The organism is Alphaproteobacteria bacterium, from assembly GCA_018662925.1.
Classification (GTDB): Bacteria; Pseudomonadota; Alphaproteobacteria; order 16-39-46; family JABJFC01; genus JABJFC01.
Map to the genome: position 1 here is coordinate 22,941 of JABJFC010000080.1, position 15,986 is coordinate 38,926.

The 15,986-nt window shown below is 38.9% G+C and carries 14 protein-coding genes and 2 tRNA genes; 8 read left to right on the top strand and 8 right to left on the bottom strand.

What is annotated here, in order from left to right; all coding sequences use genetic code 11:
- From HOL16_06790 to HOL16_06800, 3 genes are read left to right on the top strand one after another with little or no spacing between them, the layout of a single operon-like run.
- Positions 1 to 1,659 (top strand): alpha-glucosidase, encoded by a 1,659-nt coding sequence (locus HOL16_06790; GenBank protein ID MBT5390389.1) that lies wholly within the window; start codon positions 1 to 3, stop codon positions 1,657 to 1,659.
- Positions 1,660 to 1,677: 18 nt separating this feature from the next.
- Positions 1,678 to 2,787 carry a sn-glycerol-3-phosphate ABC transporter ATP-binding protein UgpC gene (gene ugpC, locus HOL16_06795; GenBank protein ID MBT5390390.1) on the top strand — a complete coding sequence of 370 codons (1,110 nt, stop codon included), beginning with the start codon at positions 1,678 to 1,680 and terminating at the stop codon, positions 2,785 to 2,787.
- Between the two features lie 11 nt (positions 2,788 to 2,798).
- The gene (locus HOL16_06800; GenBank protein MBT5390391.1) at positions 2,799 to 3,920 is read left to right on the top strand and encodes a glycosyltransferase family 4 protein; all 1,122 of its coding nucleotides are present in this window, start codon (positions 2,799 to 2,801) and stop codon (positions 3,918 to 3,920) included.
- Positions 3,921 to 3,936: 16 nt separating this feature from the next.
- Here HOL16_06800 and HOL16_06805 read toward each other — a convergent pair whose 3' ends face one another.
- Positions 3,937 to 4,584: a MarC family protein gene (locus HOL16_06805; GenBank protein MBT5390392.1), complete on the bottom strand. Its 648-nt coding sequence runs from the start codon at positions 4,582 to 4,584 to the stop codon at positions 3,937 to 3,939.
- 255 nt (positions 4,585 to 4,839) lie between these two features.
- Here HOL16_06805 and HOL16_06810 point away from each other — a divergent pair.
- Positions 4,840 to 4,925, top strand: a tRNA-Leu gene (locus HOL16_06810).
- A gap of 589 nt (positions 4,926 to 5,514) precedes the next feature.
- Here the strand turns inward: HOL16_06810 and HOL16_06815 are convergent.
- Entirely contained in the window at positions 5,515 to 7,188 is a 1,674-nt protein-coding gene (locus HOL16_06815) for a hypothetical protein (protein ID MBT5390393.1), read from the bottom strand.
- The gene (locus HOL16_06820; protein MBT5390394.1) at positions 7,169 to 7,594 is read right to left on the bottom strand and encodes a helix-turn-helix transcriptional regulator; all 426 of its coding nucleotides are present in this window, start codon (positions 7,592 to 7,594) and stop codon (positions 7,169 to 7,171) included. Before HOL16_06820 ends, HOL16_06815 begins: the two co-directional genes overlap by 20 nt.
- Positions 7,595 to 7,773: 179 nt before the next feature.
- Here HOL16_06820 and HOL16_06825 point away from each other — a divergent pair, with 179 nt between their 5' ends.
- Together HOL16_06825 and HOL16_06830 are read left to right on the top strand one after the other, a co-directional pair.
- Complete coding sequence (locus HOL16_06825) at positions 7,774 to 8,079, top strand: helix-turn-helix transcriptional regulator (protein ID MBT5390395.1); 306 nt, start codon at positions 7,774 to 7,776, stop codon at positions 8,077 to 8,079.
- Positions 8,080 to 8,647: 568 nt separating this feature from the next.
- The gene (locus tag HOL16_06830; GenBank protein MBT5390396.1) at positions 8,648 to 9,718 is read left to right on the top strand and encodes a hypothetical protein; all 1,071 of its coding nucleotides are present in this window, start codon (positions 8,648 to 8,650) and stop codon (positions 9,716 to 9,718) included.
- Between the two features lie 69 nt (positions 9,719 to 9,787).
- Here HOL16_06830 and HOL16_06835 read toward each other — a convergent pair whose 3' ends face one another.
- Genes HOL16_06835 through HOL16_06845 form a run of 3 tightly spaced genes read right to left on the bottom strand, consistent with a single transcriptional unit; the run spans position 9,788 to position 10,527 of the window.
- Positions 9,788 to 10,087, bottom strand: a complete 300-nt coding sequence (locus HOL16_06835) for a type II toxin-antitoxin system RelE/ParE family toxin (protein ID MBT5390397.1) — start codon at positions 10,085 to 10,087, stop codon at positions 9,788 to 9,790.
- On the bottom strand, positions 10,068 to 10,310 hold the full coding sequence (locus tag HOL16_06840; GenBank protein ID MBT5390398.1) for a ribbon-helix-helix protein, CopG family: 243 nt from the start codon (positions 10,308 to 10,310) through the stop codon (positions 10,068 to 10,070). Before HOL16_06840 ends, HOL16_06835 begins: the two co-directional genes overlap by 20 nt.
- A 10-nt stretch (positions 10,311 to 10,320) precedes the next feature.
- Positions 10,321 to 10,527, bottom strand: coding sequence for a ribbon-helix-helix protein, CopG family (locus HOL16_06845; protein ID MBT5390399.1), 207 nt, complete (start codon positions 10,525 to 10,527; stop codon positions 10,321 to 10,323).
- Between the two features lie 272 nt (positions 10,528 to 10,799).
- Between HOL16_06845 and nirK the strand changes: the two genes are divergently transcribed.
- Positions 10,800 to 11,798 carry a nitrite reductase, copper-containing gene (nirK, locus tag HOL16_06850; protein ID MBT5390400.1) on the top strand — a complete coding sequence of 333 codons (999 nt, stop codon included), beginning with the start codon at positions 10,800 to 10,802 and terminating at the stop codon, positions 11,796 to 11,798.
- Between the two features lie 278 nt (positions 11,799 to 12,076).
- Entirely contained in the window at positions 12,077 to 14,893 is a 2,817-nt protein-coding gene (locus HOL16_06855; protein MBT5390401.1) for a tetratricopeptide repeat protein, read from the top strand.
- A gap of 218 nt (positions 14,894 to 15,111) precedes the next feature.
- Here the strand turns inward: HOL16_06855 and HOL16_06860 are convergent.
- Positions 15,112 to 15,186, bottom strand: a tRNA-Val gene (locus HOL16_06860).
- A 131-nt stretch (positions 15,187 to 15,317) separates the two neighbouring features.
- Positions 15,318 to 15,539, bottom strand: a complete 222-nt coding sequence (locus HOL16_06865; protein ID MBT5390402.1) for a type IV toxin-antitoxin system AbiEi family antitoxin domain-containing protein — start codon at positions 15,537 to 15,539, stop codon at positions 15,318 to 15,320.
- Between the last annotated feature and the right edge of the window lie 447 nt (positions 15,540 to 15,986).

Sequence of the window (15,986 nt, forward strand, 5' to 3'; positions counted from 1 at the left end):
ATGTCACAACTACAGCCTAATATTGAATCCGTCGTTCCATGGTGGAAAGGTGCCGTACTTTATCATATTTACCCTCGCAGTTTTCAGGACACTAATAATGATGGTATTGGGGATCTTCAAGGGATTACCCAACGCCTAGAGTATCTGAGAGATCTTGGTATAGATGGCATTTGGATTTCTCCTATCTTTAAATCCCCCATGAAAGACTTTGGCTATGATGTGTCGGATCACAAGGATGTTGATCCCATTTTTGGCACTATAAAAGACTTTGATGCTCTGATTGAAAAGGCCCATGGGTTTGGAATCAGAGTGTTGATCGATAAAGTGCTTAGTCATACGTCAGATGAACATCCTTGGTTTGCTGAAAGCCGGAAGAATCGAACGAATCCAAAAGCCGATTGGTATGTATGGGCAGATCCCAAATCCGATGGAACGCCACCCAATAACTGGCTCTCTATTTTTGGCGGATCTGCTTGGGAATGGGAGCCTCGACGGGGACAGTATTACCTTCATAATTTTCTTTCCAGTCAACCAGACTTGAACTTTCATAATGCTGATATGTTGGATGAGCTATTGGGCGCCATGGAGTTTTGGCTCCAACGTGGTGTAGATGGTTTTCGTTTAGACACCATAAACTTTCTTGTTCATGATCAAAAGCTACGCGACAATCCTGCTCGGGCTTTGGATGAACATTTAGATGTGGGCGTCTTTGCTAACAATCCCTATGCTTACCAATATCATGTTTATGATAAGTCTCGTCCCGAAAACATTGCTGTTCTCAACCGGATTCGTGCCCTTATGGATAGATATCCGGGCAGTATAACCGTTGGAGAAATCGGAGATGATGATTCGGTCTCTCGGGCATGCGAGTATGTTCAAGGACAGGACCGCTTGCATATTGCCTATACTTTCAACCTGCTTCATGACAAGTTTGGCGCCGATTTTATAAGGACAACTGTAGAAGAGCTTGAGAGCCAGATAAAAGAGGGCTGGCCGTGTTGGTCCTTTGGAAATCATGACACCCCAAGAGCACTTACCCGTTTGGCACCCCATCTGAAAGAGGGTTCTCCCGAACAAGATCAATTTGCAAAACTTTTGATGGCCATCCTTTTTTCTCTCCGTGGCACCGTTATTGTATACCAGGGTGAAGAGTTGGGCCTTCCCGAGGCAAATGTTCCCTTTGAAAAGTTTCAAGATCCTTATGGAATTACCTTTTATCCTGAATACAAAGGTCGTGATGGTTGTCGAACACCGATTCCTTGGAATCAGAATCAATCTAATAGCGGCTTCAGTAAAGAGGGATCGCCTTGGCTGCCCATCACTCAAGAGCACACACGCCGTGCTGTAGATACCCAGGAGGATGATTCTATTTCTGTTCTAGGCACGTACCAACGCTTTCTGAAGTGGCGTAAAAATCATCCTGCACTCCAACATGGGGATATTACGCTTATTGACGCCCCTAAGGACATTTTGGCCTTCGTTAGAGGTTGTGAAGAAGAGAAAATGCTGATTGTTTTCAACACGTCCGAAAAAGATGCTTCCTTTTCCCTTTCAAATTTTCCTACAATGACCCCTTTAGAAGGAACTGGTTTTAATACCGAGATAGTGGATGGTTATGTAAAACTTCCTCCTTTTGGCGCCTTCTTTGCTAAGCTTTAATGAAATGGATACCTGCAAATGGCTGATATAAGACTTCAGAATGTCTCCAAATCATTTGGAAAAACAGAAGTATTGAAAAATCTTAACCTCCATTTGCCTGGCAACAAGTTTACTGTTTTTGTGGGGCCATCAGGATGTGGAAAATCCACCCTCCTCCGCCTCATAGCTGGACTTGAAGATGTTAGTGACGGTTCTATCCAAATTGCCGGAACAGATGTTACGTGTCTTCAACCTGCTAAGCGTGGTGTGGCTATGGTTTTTCAGTCTTATGCATTATATCCCCACATGAGTGTCCGGCAAAACATAGCCTTTGGCCTTAAACGAAGCCATTATGACAAGCAGACCATACGAAATAGAGTTGAAAAGGCTGCAAAGATCCTACATTTGGAAGGACTCTTAACCCGAAAGCCCAAAGAACTTTCTGGGGGGCAACGTCAACGAGTCGCTATTGGTCGTGCCATTGTGCGAGAGCCAAAAGTATTCCTCTTTGATGAACCACTGTCTAATTTAGATGCCGCTTTAAGAGTCAAGATGCGCATTGAACTTTCTGAGTTGAAGAAAAAGCTTAACACCACCATGATCTATGTCACACATGACCAAGTTGAAGCCATGACGTTGGCAGACCAGATCGTGGTGCTCAATAAGGGACAGATTGAGCAAATAGGAAGCCCCCTCGAGTTATATCGTGCTCCTGCCAACAAATTCGTGGCCAGTTTTATCGGTTCGCCACAGATGAATCTTATTGAGGCTATTCTTGTAAAGGCAGACACTAAAGCCACTGCGATCAAGCTAAAAGATGGAACAGAACTTACCCTTCCCTTTGGAATTCCGGTGCCCAAATCAAAGGAGATGACATTGGGATTGCGACCAGAGCATTTTGAAATTGGAGCCAAAGAAAATAATTCTTTAACGGGAAAGGTGTTGTTATTGGAGCATTTGGGGCCTGAAACCTATGTAGATCTCCAACTTAGCAAGGGTGGTTTTTTTCGAGTGCGTGTTTCGGGTGATTTCTCCATTGAAATTGGAAGCACTCTACATGTGACGCCAGCTCTGGAAAAGGCTCATTGTTTTGATAAAGCGGGCTGTTCCATAAGAAAATCCACACCACCTCTCAGAATGGTTGGGTAGGACATCTGAAAGTGGCTAAGGCAAAACTCCTTTATCTCATTGCAGAAGATCGCGCTGTATTAAGCCATCGCCTCAATTTAGCACGTACGGCACGAGATCAAGGCTATGATGTTCACATTGCGACACGCACAACTGGTGTTGAAGGGGCCCTCCAGGATGAAGGATTCACCGTACATCCCTTAAGACATTTTCGCAGGGGAAAAAGTGGGAATCCCTTACGAGATCTTAGGGCCATTCTGGAATTGAGGACCCTCTATAAAAGGATAAAGCCCAATATTGTTCATCAAGTAGCCATGAAACCCGTTCTTTATGGAACCATTGCTGCGCGTTTGGCAGGGGTTCCCCATGTCATCAATGCCCTTGGAGGGATGGGATACTTGTTTATTTCCCCTACCCTTAAGGCCAAACTCATGCGTGTTGTGGTCAAGGCTGGATTCAAAGCTCTCTTAAGTCATAAATCCGTACGTTTGATTCTCCAGAATCCCGATGACCAACGAACGCTGAAATCTGTTGTGAAACCTGAAAAAGTAACCCTGATAAAGGGGGCCGGTGTCGATACAAATCTCTTCACACCTAAGCCTGAGCCAAAGGGCCCTACAACAGTTGTCTTGGTTGCCCGACTATTGTGGGACAAGGGCATTGGAGAGCTCGTTGAGGCGGCCAGAATTTTGAAGGCGAAACACGTCCCCATTCGTATTCTTATTGTGGGAGATCCCGATCCCGAGAATCCAGCCTCAATTCCTGTAACAACCGTGCGTGCTTGGGAAAAGGCTGGACTTGTTGAATGGCTCGGATTGCGTCACGATATTGCCAAAATCTATCAAGAGTCCCACATAGCGGTCCTTCCCTCTTACCGTGAAGGTCTCCCCAAGTCACTCTTAGAGGCAGCAGCTTGCGGAAAGTCACTCATTGCCACCGATGTTCCTGGATGTCGTGAAGTGGTTCAGGATGGCAAGAATGGGATTTTAGTGCCTGCAAAAGAATCTAAGGGCTTGGCCGCGGCCATTAAAAAATTATCCGAAAGCAAGTCGTTGCGGGAAAAATATGGAAAAGCAAGCCGCCTTCGTGCTGAAAACGAATTTGATGCAGATCTCATTAATTCAGAAACACTTGCCTTATATATTGCAGCTTAAATCTGGGTTGGCGTCTTTAAAAAATTCTTACTGTGGGCGCAAAATTAAAGCTCTCTTGGAGGCCCCCAATAATAAAACTCATGGCGATTGCTGCTACAAGAACCCCTAAAATGCGCGTCATGATATTGGCTCCTGTGTCTCCTAATAACTTTGAAACGGGGGAAGAGATGCTAAGAAGACAAAATGTTATACCTCCTATAAGGAGAAGAGAGACGAGTATCCCAATATGTTCCATAGTATTTTCGGCTTCACGCATGACGACAATAACAGTCGTCAGTGCACCAGGGCCTGCTATAAGAGGGAATGCTAATGGGAAAACTGAAACATCTTCTTTTTCCATTTTTTTAAGATCTTTTTCTGAAATGTCATCATCCGAAGGTTTGTTCTCTTTCGGCATCACCATACTAAAGCCAAACATTAACAACAATAGCCCCCCTGCAATCTTAAACGCGGCAGTGCTAACTCCTATAACTTCAAGCAGGAGGTGCCCTATGACTGCAAATATCACCAGTAAAATAACTGCGATTAGGACGGCCTTAATCGCGATTTGTTTATGACGTTTTTTGCTTACGTTTTTGGTGAGGCCAATAAAGAACGGCATTAGTCCAATTGGATCTATGATCAAAAATAGCAAAATGAAGGATTTGTATAGAAATTCAAACATGGATTTCTTTGATGGCCTCATTTTTATTAGTTGTTGCATTCATCTTACAATTATTCCGCTTATTCATCAAGGGGGGTTCACAAACTTGTCACAAACACATGATATGTCCGAAGTCGTTAACAAACTGGTTGTCCGATGAGAAAATATTCCACCAGAAGATAAACCTTAACCCTTTTATAAAATGATCGCGGACCTCCTTTTAATCACATTCCACTCTTGTCCTCTGGTGGTGAATTATGTAGTGTATGCCTGGTTGCCCGCTTGGTGGAACTGGTAGACACAGTAGACTTAAAATCTGCCGATCCTAGATCGTGCCGGTTCGAGTCCGGCAGCGGGCACCATCAGTCTTCGCTTCGCTACGACCTGACAAGTCGTCGCTATGACACGTTATAAAGCCATCATCGCTTTGCTATGAGGCTGGGCCTAAGAAAAGATGCGTTTACTATGCTAGATTTTTAATTTTTACGTAGAGGTTTCTTCAAAGAAGGACCGCATAGTTTTTTCGTCTGTTTCCAAGTAGACGACCCTTGATACACTTCCCAATAATGGGGCTCACAATGTTGAGAATGGCAAGCCGAATACGCTTTCTGTAGACTAGGGATAGTTTTATCTTTAGGTTTTACATTCTTATGTGAGTATAAAGGGTATTGGGATGCGCATGTGGTGCATATATGATCGGGCACCATCCTGCAATTTCTATCCCCGACTTTAAACGCGAAAGCGTAGTTCCCGTTAAAAGCGATAAAACAAGAGATCCCAATTAAAACTCCATTAAGAACTATATTCTTTAAATTTAGTATTCATAATACTTTCTCCTCTGTAGGTCCTATAACTTGAGGATATAAGATAAAGGTTAACAAAAGATTAACAAATTATAAATAAGCGTTACTTTTATAAAAGGAGGGCCTTCTTACAAAACATCTCCCCCAGCTAATTATTGACAACATTGTCCTTATTTTGCTCAAAGGGGATAATATTATTATCCTTCGCATTCTGAGAATCCATAAGAGATTCTAAATTTTGAATCGGAAACTTGAGTAAGTATGTTGTTCCATTATTCCATACGCCTTTAATCTCCAATGAGCCGCCCTGAAAAGAAGTAATCTTTCTTATTTGACTAATGGACAAAGAATCATCGAGGCGTCCTGTTGAATCTTTTAAGAAAGATTTCAGATCCTCTTCCGCAAAACCAAACCCTCTATCACTAATGTGTAGTTCAAAGATTTCTTCACTATTTTCCTTCGTTATTTGAGCTAAAATTTGCACCCTGCCATTTTCAGGGTTGGTTTTGAGAATCAAAGAGAAAAGGCTCAGTATTATGTGTTTTAAGCAGGATGGGTTTAGGTATAAAGGAGCCTGTATATCTATATCCTTTTGCACCGAAAAATTCTTTAAAAAGAACTCTTGGCTCTTAAGCGTAATACAATCATCGATAAGTGAATCTATATTCACATACGAAACATCAGAAGAGGAATAAAAAACCAAATGTGAGAGATTGGCCTTAATTTTATTGAGTGTTTCAACAGAGCTATTGCAAGGTTGATGCATTGATATGTTTTTAATAACAGAATCCACATCCTTAGATATTTTTTGCGCGAAAGCCTCAAGATTTCTATTGATATCTGTGTGATGCTTCGTACGTTTTCTTTCCACAGAACGCACGAATGTAAAGAATTTAGCCTTGTATAAGTACAGAAAAAAGTAAAAAATGATCAAAGCTAAAAACAAAACAATCAAACTTGGGAATATTTTTTCTTTATACTGGTCGTTGTAGGCGCCAATGCTATAGCCAGACAGTAAAATAAAGGAACCATCTAAGATTATATCTTCTTTATAGACGTACCTATACCCCTTGAAATCAATAGGAGAAGAAAGAGAATGAGTATTGCTGGTTACAAGTTTTTTGGTTGGAAAGCTGATTAATCCAGAATTTTTAGAGTTTGAAAAATCTAAAAAAACCTTACCCTCCTGAGATAAAATCAAAACATTGGTTGTAAAATCATCTGAAAACCACAGCTTATGAATCAATTGTGGAATATTAAATCCAAATGACAATATACCTAAAAAGTTTGAATTCTCGTCTCTAATGCCATATCCACCTGGAATAATCCAGTTCCCGCTTGGAATTCCGTAATCCGGTGTAGAGAGAAAGAGCTTCCCTGGCGTTTTTCTACAGTTTTCTAAGTAACCTCTCTTTTTATGTCTGGAAATTGGGACTTTATAAACACCTATTTCGCTATTTCCATAGGCCCGCCCGTCCATGCCTATCCAATCAAGGGACGTCCAAGATAGGACATGGTGAAAAACTTCAAACAAGGATAACTTTTGAAGTATTTGTTTAAGAGGCGAGTCACTTATAATTTGATCGTCTAATGAATTGAGAGCTTCTTCCGTTTCTTTAAAAGTTTCAGTTAACCTTTCTTTAATGATAATAGCACCACTTTTGGACGCCTTTTCCATTTCCAAAGAAACTGTCTTCTGTGTATGATACAACTCAAATATTACTAAAAATAGAACGAGGACAAGAACCGAAATGTTAAGAACAATGTAGGACTTTGATCTTGCACCTGAGAATTTTCGGAAGTTAAAGAGCTTCGTTAACATATTTGTCAATTCTCCAGGATAAGAAGTTATTATTTACAGTTTTTGATTTATCTCGGATTGTGTAGTCATAAATTTCATCAACTAAAATGAAAAAAACCTTCTCGGATAAAGTGACTCCAATTTTTGATAGATATTTTGAAGACTTTGTCAAAACCTGAATGTATAAATTGCAATTCCAATCACTTTCAGAAGAAGATTTAGAAGAGGCTTTGTTTTCTACCAAATCGTCTATTGTACAGCCTAATGCTTTCGCTATTGAATGAACAATCTGAATGGTAGGGTTTTTAGAGCTTCCATTAATAATATTTTTCACAGCACTTGGTTTTAGACCCGCTTTTCTTTCTAGGTCTCTCACCGTCATGCTGTTCTCGTCTATATGGCTTTTAATCTTTTGTCTTACAATCATATTTTTTAAACTCTTACCGTACGAATTAAGATATTAAAAACCTTGACATGGCTATAGATAACCATATAATCCCCTGTAACGACAATCATAAGCAGGATGCTAACTAGAAACTTGGTCATTTGCAACAGATAATTTTATCTAAGCAAGCGGCTGCAAAAACTGTAAGTTACGAGGGTGTTATGGATAAAGGTGAGACATCATCATCTGAAAAAAAAGGCAACAGGTACTATCTGAAAAACCAGTTCAATTCGTCATACTTAACCAAGCGTGAGGTAGAATGTTTGCAGCATTTAGCAACGGGGAAAATTGTTAAAGAAGTCGCTCAATCATTGAATCTTTCGCCTAGAACCGTGGATTTTTATCTGAAAAATATTAAAGAAAAAACGGGATGTCGCAGCAAATCCCAGCTAATTTCTCTGTATTTTGGCAACGTGGCTCGATGGAATGACTTCTTACCAGCTCCGGACATTCTTGTGGCCGTCTAAGCCTTTATACACATGCTATTCTGCTAAGTGCAGCATCAACATACATATGGAAAGACAGAGTCTTACAGGGCTGCTTGAACCAATAAATGGACAAAAAAATGGAATTTTCTGAAAGTTATTTTTATTCTTCTATCACAGATGTTATGGAGCCAATCGTCTCTGAGATTCATTATCTAAGCTATGTGCTCTCAGCTCAATGGGAAAGTTTAAGTGCCCAGTGTATCCCTGTCCCTTTCCCATTTTTTTAGATGTTAATGAAACTGTTCGTCTTCCCTTTCGGAAAAAACTGCTCGTATCCCTTTAGGCAAAATATCTCGGTTTTACCTTGAATCAGAATAATATCCTGCTTAGGGAGTTTCCACATTCTATACAGCAAATCAATCCTGCTTCAGCTTATCCTGATAGCTGGATTGCCAACAATTATCCAAGGCTTGGATATATAATTTAATTGTATACATAAAGGGATTTTTTCTCTAACTTGATCAACCTATGGACAGAGGGCTGAAAAGAAGCTCTTTAAAAGGATATGTCAAACTTTTACAATACTAATTTCGATACGGTGGACCCCATGATTAAAATACCCTTGATCGCTTTATGTAGTCTTTTGTTTATATTGCCATGCGTTGCTAAGAATAATCAAAAAGATGAAAAACTTATTGTTTATCCTGATAAAGCCCATACCCAAATATTAGATGAAATTTCAAAAGCCAAAAAAACCATTGATATTTCTGTATACCATTTAAAGGATCCTAAGCTCGTTGATCTCCTTATTAAGAAGAAAAACGATAAAGTGGCCATTCGAATTATCACTGATTCTGTTCAATACGACCATGCATTTAACAAAGCCAATGCGACAGATGCCTATAAAAAATTAAGAAACGCAGGGATTCCTGTTAGATCAACACCAGCAGGCATCCAGAAAGCGCATCCTAAAGGGCATTATCATGCAAAGTTTATCCTTATAGATGATACTAAATTGCTGCTAACAAGTGGCAACTTCGACGAAACAACCTTTGATTATTGCCGGGATTTTGGCGTTATCTTAGAGGCTAAAAGCAATCCGAAAGAAATTGAAAGCCTAAAGAGCTTATTTCTAAGTGACTGGGAAAACAGACCGGCTTCTGTGACGAAAGACTCAAGCCTTCTTGTTGGGCCAGAAGGCCAAAGAAAAAAACTTATAGAATTCCTGCTGTCCGCAAAAAAGAGCCTCAATGTATACCAGCAATACCTAAATGATCCTGAAATTTTGAAAACGCTTGCCACCGTCCTTAATAGAGGCGTCAATGTGCATGTTCTTATGATGCCCTTTCCAACAGGATATGATTTGGATCCAAATGTTCACGCTCAAAATTTTCTAAAGGAGTCTGGTGCTAAGGTAAAATTGGTAACAGGTTATTATGTCCACACGAAATTGATAATTGTTGACGAAGAAATAGCGTTAATGGGATCTGTGAATCTTGCGCAGTCTGCTATTGATGAAAACAGAGAAGTGAGCATCTTCCTTACAGGAAGCGTCGTCAAACAGATCCTTTCCACCTTTCGTTGGGATTGGTCAGAGGCATTATCACTCGCAGCTGGACGCAAATATGCCCTCAAGAAAAAAACCGATTGGAACCAGATTTTTAGGAAGGTTCTGTAAGAATTATTTTTGTTCCTTTGGTGAAATCCTATTATTTCTTGAAAAGACTAATTATGAAGTGCTTAGAAATTAATTTTCTAAATGAATTTTTTTTTGATACAAGTCATATACTCCTTTTCGATGCGCCACTTCGACAACTAAAACAATCAATTGTCGGTCCTGAATATCACAGACAATCCTGTAGTCGCCAACTCTATAGCCCCAAAAGCTTTTCAGGCCTTCTGTAAGAGCTTTCCCCAATCCCCTTGGATCAGAATGTGAGATCAATCTCTCATTCAAAAACTTCTGAATTCTTTTTTGTGTTATACGATCAAGTTTTTTGAAAGATTGTTGTGCGGGTTCTGAAAAATCAATCTTCCAGCGGAGCATCTTTTGAAAGGCCCAACTCTTCTTGTATTCTTTCCCAAGAAATCGTTTTTTTTCCTTTTTTTAAGTATTCTTCATACTGTGATATAGCTCGTTGATAAAGAGCTTGATCTTCTAAATACTCTCCTAGGGCTTCTTTAACGAAAAAACTTTTAGGCATCTTCGTTTGTTCTGCAAGCTTTTCAAGCTTGTTCTCTAGTTCCGCAGATATACGTATCCCTAACATTCCTTCCTCCTTACAAATTCAACTTCTCTCGTGCTTGGCTAAAAGTAAGCGTCTTATCCTGTCTCATTAACTGTACAATTGTAAAGAGTTCATTCTCGTGTGCACTCAAATACTGACACAAAGCTTCCACCACATAATAACTCTTTGACCTGTGGCTGTCTTGAGCCAAATGAGCTAACTTCTCCTCCATTGCTTTTGGCAAACGAACAGTTAGCATTTCTTATTTCTCCTAATAATATCTAGTGTAAGTATAACATGTCATACAATAACTTGTCAAAGTAGCTTATCGGATTGAGCGACACACAGCACTTGGAGCAGATTTTTAGGAAGACCTTGTGAATGTGCCTGGAATAACAGTTTCAGAGAATAGCTACTCTTATTAATATGCAAATAGGGTCGAATCTCACACTTTAGGCTGGTTTACCAATGGGAGATGATCCTATAGAATAATCCTAGATCAACTTTAGAATAGAGGGGAACGTTGTCTCGATGTTGAAGAAGAAAGTCCTTATAATATTTTTGTTGTTGATTGGGTTGCCTTCTATTGTATCTGCAAATAATCAAGTAAACATTGTCCGCAATCCTGCAGATGTTCCCAAACCCCTAAAATGCTCCAACACTCCTACAAAGAGGACCTTTCATCTGGAGGCTGTGGAACTCGACGGGTATATTGATGGGAAGAAAACATATCGTTATTGGACATTTAATGGAAAGGTTCCTGGGCCTTTGTTTAGGGCTTGTGTGGGAGATACAATAGAGATTTTTCTTAAGAATGCGTCAAAAAATACTATGATCCATTCAGTGGACTTTCATGCCGTGACGGGGCCTGGAGGCGGCTATGCCTACACGAAAGATACGGCACCAGGGGAACAAAAAAGCTTTACCTTTAAGGCTCTCAAACCAGGCTTATTTGTTTATCATTGTGCGACACATATGGTTGCGCATCATATTTCTCAAGGGATGTACGGCCTCTTTCTTATTGAACCTACTGGGGGACTGCCACCCGTAGATCGCGAGTTTTATGTTATGCAGGGCGAAATTTACGCTGAGCACCCTCCATCAGGGAGTCGACTAGAATTTTCATATGATAAATTGATGAACGAGCATCCAACCTACATCGTATTCAACGGCGCGAAAGGAGCCTTAACAGATCGTTTCCCTCTAAAAGCTAAGGTGGGAGAAAAAATACGCCTTTTCTTTGGGGTTGGCGGACCCAATCTCACATCTTCTTTTCATGTTATCGGTGAAATATTCGATGAGATATACAATCTAGCATCTCTAACATCTCCTCCCCTAAAGGATGTCCAAACAACACTCGTTCCTCCTGGAGGAGCCGTGGTTGCAGATATCCAGTTACAAGTGCCAGGAAGGTACATTCTGGTAGATCACGCTTTGTCACGGATGGAGAAAGGCCTCGCAGGGCATCTCATCGTGGAAGGAAAAGAAAACCCAAGCGTATACAAGAAAGGAACTGCTGACGACGACTAGATACAGCACACCTGAAATCCTAAGCAGCTACTCTTGTACACATCTTTAAGAAGATTATTGTGAGCGACACACAGCACCTGGAGCAGATTTTTACTCCCCTTCCCCATTAAAGGCAAATTTTTAAGCGTAATTTCATATTTCCGCACAGGAATCAAAAGTTCTTGTGTTTTTTGCCCTTCCATAATACAAGTCATTCTAGATAATTTCGAGCAAATCTGCTAAGCCTGAGGATCCTACGAATAGTGCTTTCAAAAAACTAAGAATTTACGAGTAAGCGTATGTCTGACGAAACAAAGGAAATTTCTAACGATCTCTTCTTAAAACATTTTGAAACCATAGACGGTATAAAATTTACACGTCGTCAAATTGACGTCATTTCATGTATTGTAAGTGGCTGGAATGTTAAATCCATTGCACGGATCCTTTCTATTTCTCCCAATACAGTTGAAACCCATATATATACAATTAGTCAAAAACTAGGTTATGGAGGACGCGACTATATAGTTAGGTTTATAGAAAAGTCTGGAAAGGACTTCTACATTAAGCAGCACTATTTGAAACTAACAAGAGGAGAAGAACATTTAGAAACTAAAGCTTCAATGGATCTTTCAGAGTTTTCTTCTTTTACGAATTTTGTGAGAAAATTTCTAAGAGTCCCTAAATTAAGATTTTTTTTGTTTTCTATACTTATCTTAGGTGTTCTTTACACTATTTTTTCCCCACTCATGAGGGGGATGTTTTTTGCTCAATCCGTACAGATATCGTCATTTTGGGATAGATTTTTTCCTTCTGTGAAAAGATCAGCACAAGATGGATCAAAGCTAACCAGAACTAATATCCCTACTTTTCAAATAGATGAATTTTCAGGCCGACAGGATGAATTAGAAAAGATCTCTTCATTTTTAAGCAAAACGCGGCATGTAAATATCTTTGGAATTTCAGGAATAGGTAAAACCAGGTTAGCGTACGCCTATGGCGTTAAAAAACTTCAAAAAGGCATGTTTGTTTGGAGTTTTGATATGCAAAAAGGGCTAAGATCGCAAATTTATAATCTAGCCAAAATTCTTATTTCTGAAGAATTAGTAAGTAGCAAAAATATATTTATCAGTGAAAACGAAACATGGATTCTTAAAAAAATTCTAAGTACAATCGTAAATCACTATGATGAAGTGTACTTCATTTTGGATGATATGATCGCAAATGAACATAATATGGAACTCATAAAAACAAGACTTGCGACCGAAAAAGTTTATATCATAACCACAAGTAAGAAAAAAATAGATTGGGAATCATCTGTATTTGTTGGACCATTAACCAAAGAATCATCCAAAAATTATTTGCAAGCAAATCTGAATAATTATAACAAGCACGATGTCATTAAGCTTGTAGAAAGACTGAAAGGATTCCCAATAGCTTTAAAACAAACTGTGGGGTTTTTAAATAATACTAATTTGATTACTATACAAGATTACCTTAAAAAAACAGATGTTGAATATAAAGAAGAGATATCAAATGAAACCTTCTGGACAGATTCCTTTGCTTTAAGTGAAGCCGCTGAAAAAGCCTTATATATAACTGTGAAAAGCCTTCGGGAAGAATCTAAATCTGCAAGTCTTTTATTAGAATTCCTCTCTGAACTATATAACAAAAATATACCGATCCAATATGTATATTACTTTGCAAAAGAGAAAGGGATTAAAAATATAGATGCGGCACTTCTTACATTGGAAAATTATGGTTTGATTCATGTAATTCCTAATAGGACAAGTACTGTTGATAAGTCTATTAATATACATGATTTCGTTAAGGATTATATTTCATCAAAAACAATTTCGAGCAAAAGAAAAGACCATCAAAAAATAATAGCAAGTTATATTCAGAGTATTTTTAAAGAGATCCCTTTTAAGAAAAGGCTCTCATTTATGATAAATAATCCTACCCATATGCACCATATCGAAGAAATCCTTGCATCACAAAATGGAACTTCTCCAATACTGCCCCCTGAAATACTCTTCCACTTAAAGCTTTTACTGTTGGAACACAAAATTTTTATTGAGAGAAACTATCAAAAATCCACTAAAATTATCAAAGATATTAAACCCTTTGTTGAGAAATATAATTTAAATAAAGAAAGTATTATTAATTTTTATATCTTTGAGAGTCATCTATATCCTTATAACTATGTAGAGAAATCTGAATTAAACAAACAAATAACAAAATTATCAAATGTTTTAGGCACACTAAAAACGACAGATAAATATGGGGATCAGAGGCTGATTGTAAACTGCCTCATAGCACAAGTATATTTGTACACAGGCGATATGGAAAAGGTTAACAAATACCTTATCAAGGCATCTAAACTCATCGATAATGACACCTCTAATAGATCTAAACTAACATATTATTATTTTAAAACTTGGTATAGCTACGATTCTGGCAAGTTTGAAGATGCCATATTGTTTGCAAAGAAAGGAATAAAAGTTGGAGAGAAGGCCGGAGCCGAAGGGGACCTCCATGCTTTGTTATTCATTTATGATATATATTCAATGGCTCTTTGTCGAACCGGAAAGTATAAGTTAGCAAGAGAAATTGCTGAAAAATGTCTAAATCTGTGTCGGGATTATTTTCCCAATACTAATAACGATAACTATGCAGAAGCATTGTATGCCGCTGCTTTAGCAGAGTATAAATTGAAAAACTATCATTCTGCAAAAGAATTGGTAGAAGAATCTATATCTGTCTATAATAGATTTAATAAAGGTTATCCTTTATCAAGGGAGATTGCAGAACTAAAAATTATTTATGGAGATATCTTTTTTAAACTTAATGAACCAGAAAAGGCTGAGGAAAGCTATGATTCTAGCATAGAAATATACAAGAAGGTTCTAAGCAATGATAGTTCGGATTATTACTCTGCGATCTACTATAAGTATTTTAAATTATTTTTGTACATGTCTAATTACTCTAAAGCAGAACATTACTATAAGCTTCTTAAGGAGATTCAACCAGCGGAAAGTCCCCTCTTAAAGGCTGCAAAAGAGAAATGGCGACTAGCAAATTACGAAATAAATCGAAAACTCTCAAAAACCTTATAAACGCCTGCTCCTAAAGCTCACGCGGGACAAAGAATGCTACATTGCGGAAGTTGCTAGCAGTCCTCCTTCGCCAAGGCTTCGGCGGACACTACCTTTTCTAAACTCACTTCGTTCGTTAAGAATTGAGAGACTCCGACTGTAGAGAAAGTCCTCCTTCGCCAAGGCTTCGGCGGACACTACCTTTTCTAAACTCACTTCGTTCGTTAAGAAAAGGTTAGTGGTGGGCGATGAGGGATTCGAACCCCCGACCCTCTCGGTGTAAACGAGACGCTCTCCCGCTGAGCTAATCGCCCTCAACAGCTTGTGGCACATTATAGGGCTTCGTTTTCATTTGAAAAGTGTTTTTTTTTAAAAGACGCAGAAAATTACCTCTTATCATTCAGGGCTGAACGCCTAGGTTTGTTGATTCAAACACCTATTCATCTTAGGACGTCACAGATTCCAGAATCTCAAAGCCATTTTCAACCTTGGGAAAATCGTAAAGTCCTCGGGTAAAGTGTCTGATCTTTCCTGTTTTCACAAGAGACTCCAAAATATGCTCAATACTTGTACTGGATCCTAAATCCTCAAGATCTTTCGGTGTAAAAATCCAGCCAGGCCTCTTCCCCTCGAGACGATGCAGTATCTGCTTTTCAATGCTTTCCATGTTTAAATTCCCCCTGCTTTTTTTTCTTTAAGTATAGAGAGAAGAAAGGAGGGGCTTCAACGTTTTTGAAAAATATTCCCAGTTAAACAGCACATCCACACGATGTGTTTTTTTGGAAAACAGGCTTAAGAATAATTCGCGGAGCCATAGTTCACCTCTCGGTCTGTCGGTTTCTGGCAACTTATTTACATCCGCCCAATAATATATAAACCAGACTCACTTTCGTTATTTTAAATCAGTATTCAAAAAATTTTCCAGTTTCTCTAGATTGTTTATCTCTGGTGCTGCTTTGCAAAATTTTATCCATAGAGCAAATTGCAAAATTAGGTGAGTGAGTTAATTTTTGTTGTCTTTAAGAAGCGACAAACCAGACAAAAATACCAGGTCCTCCTGTTATTGGGGTTTAATAAGGAAAGATAAAAAGCCAAACTAATCTCAACAACAGAA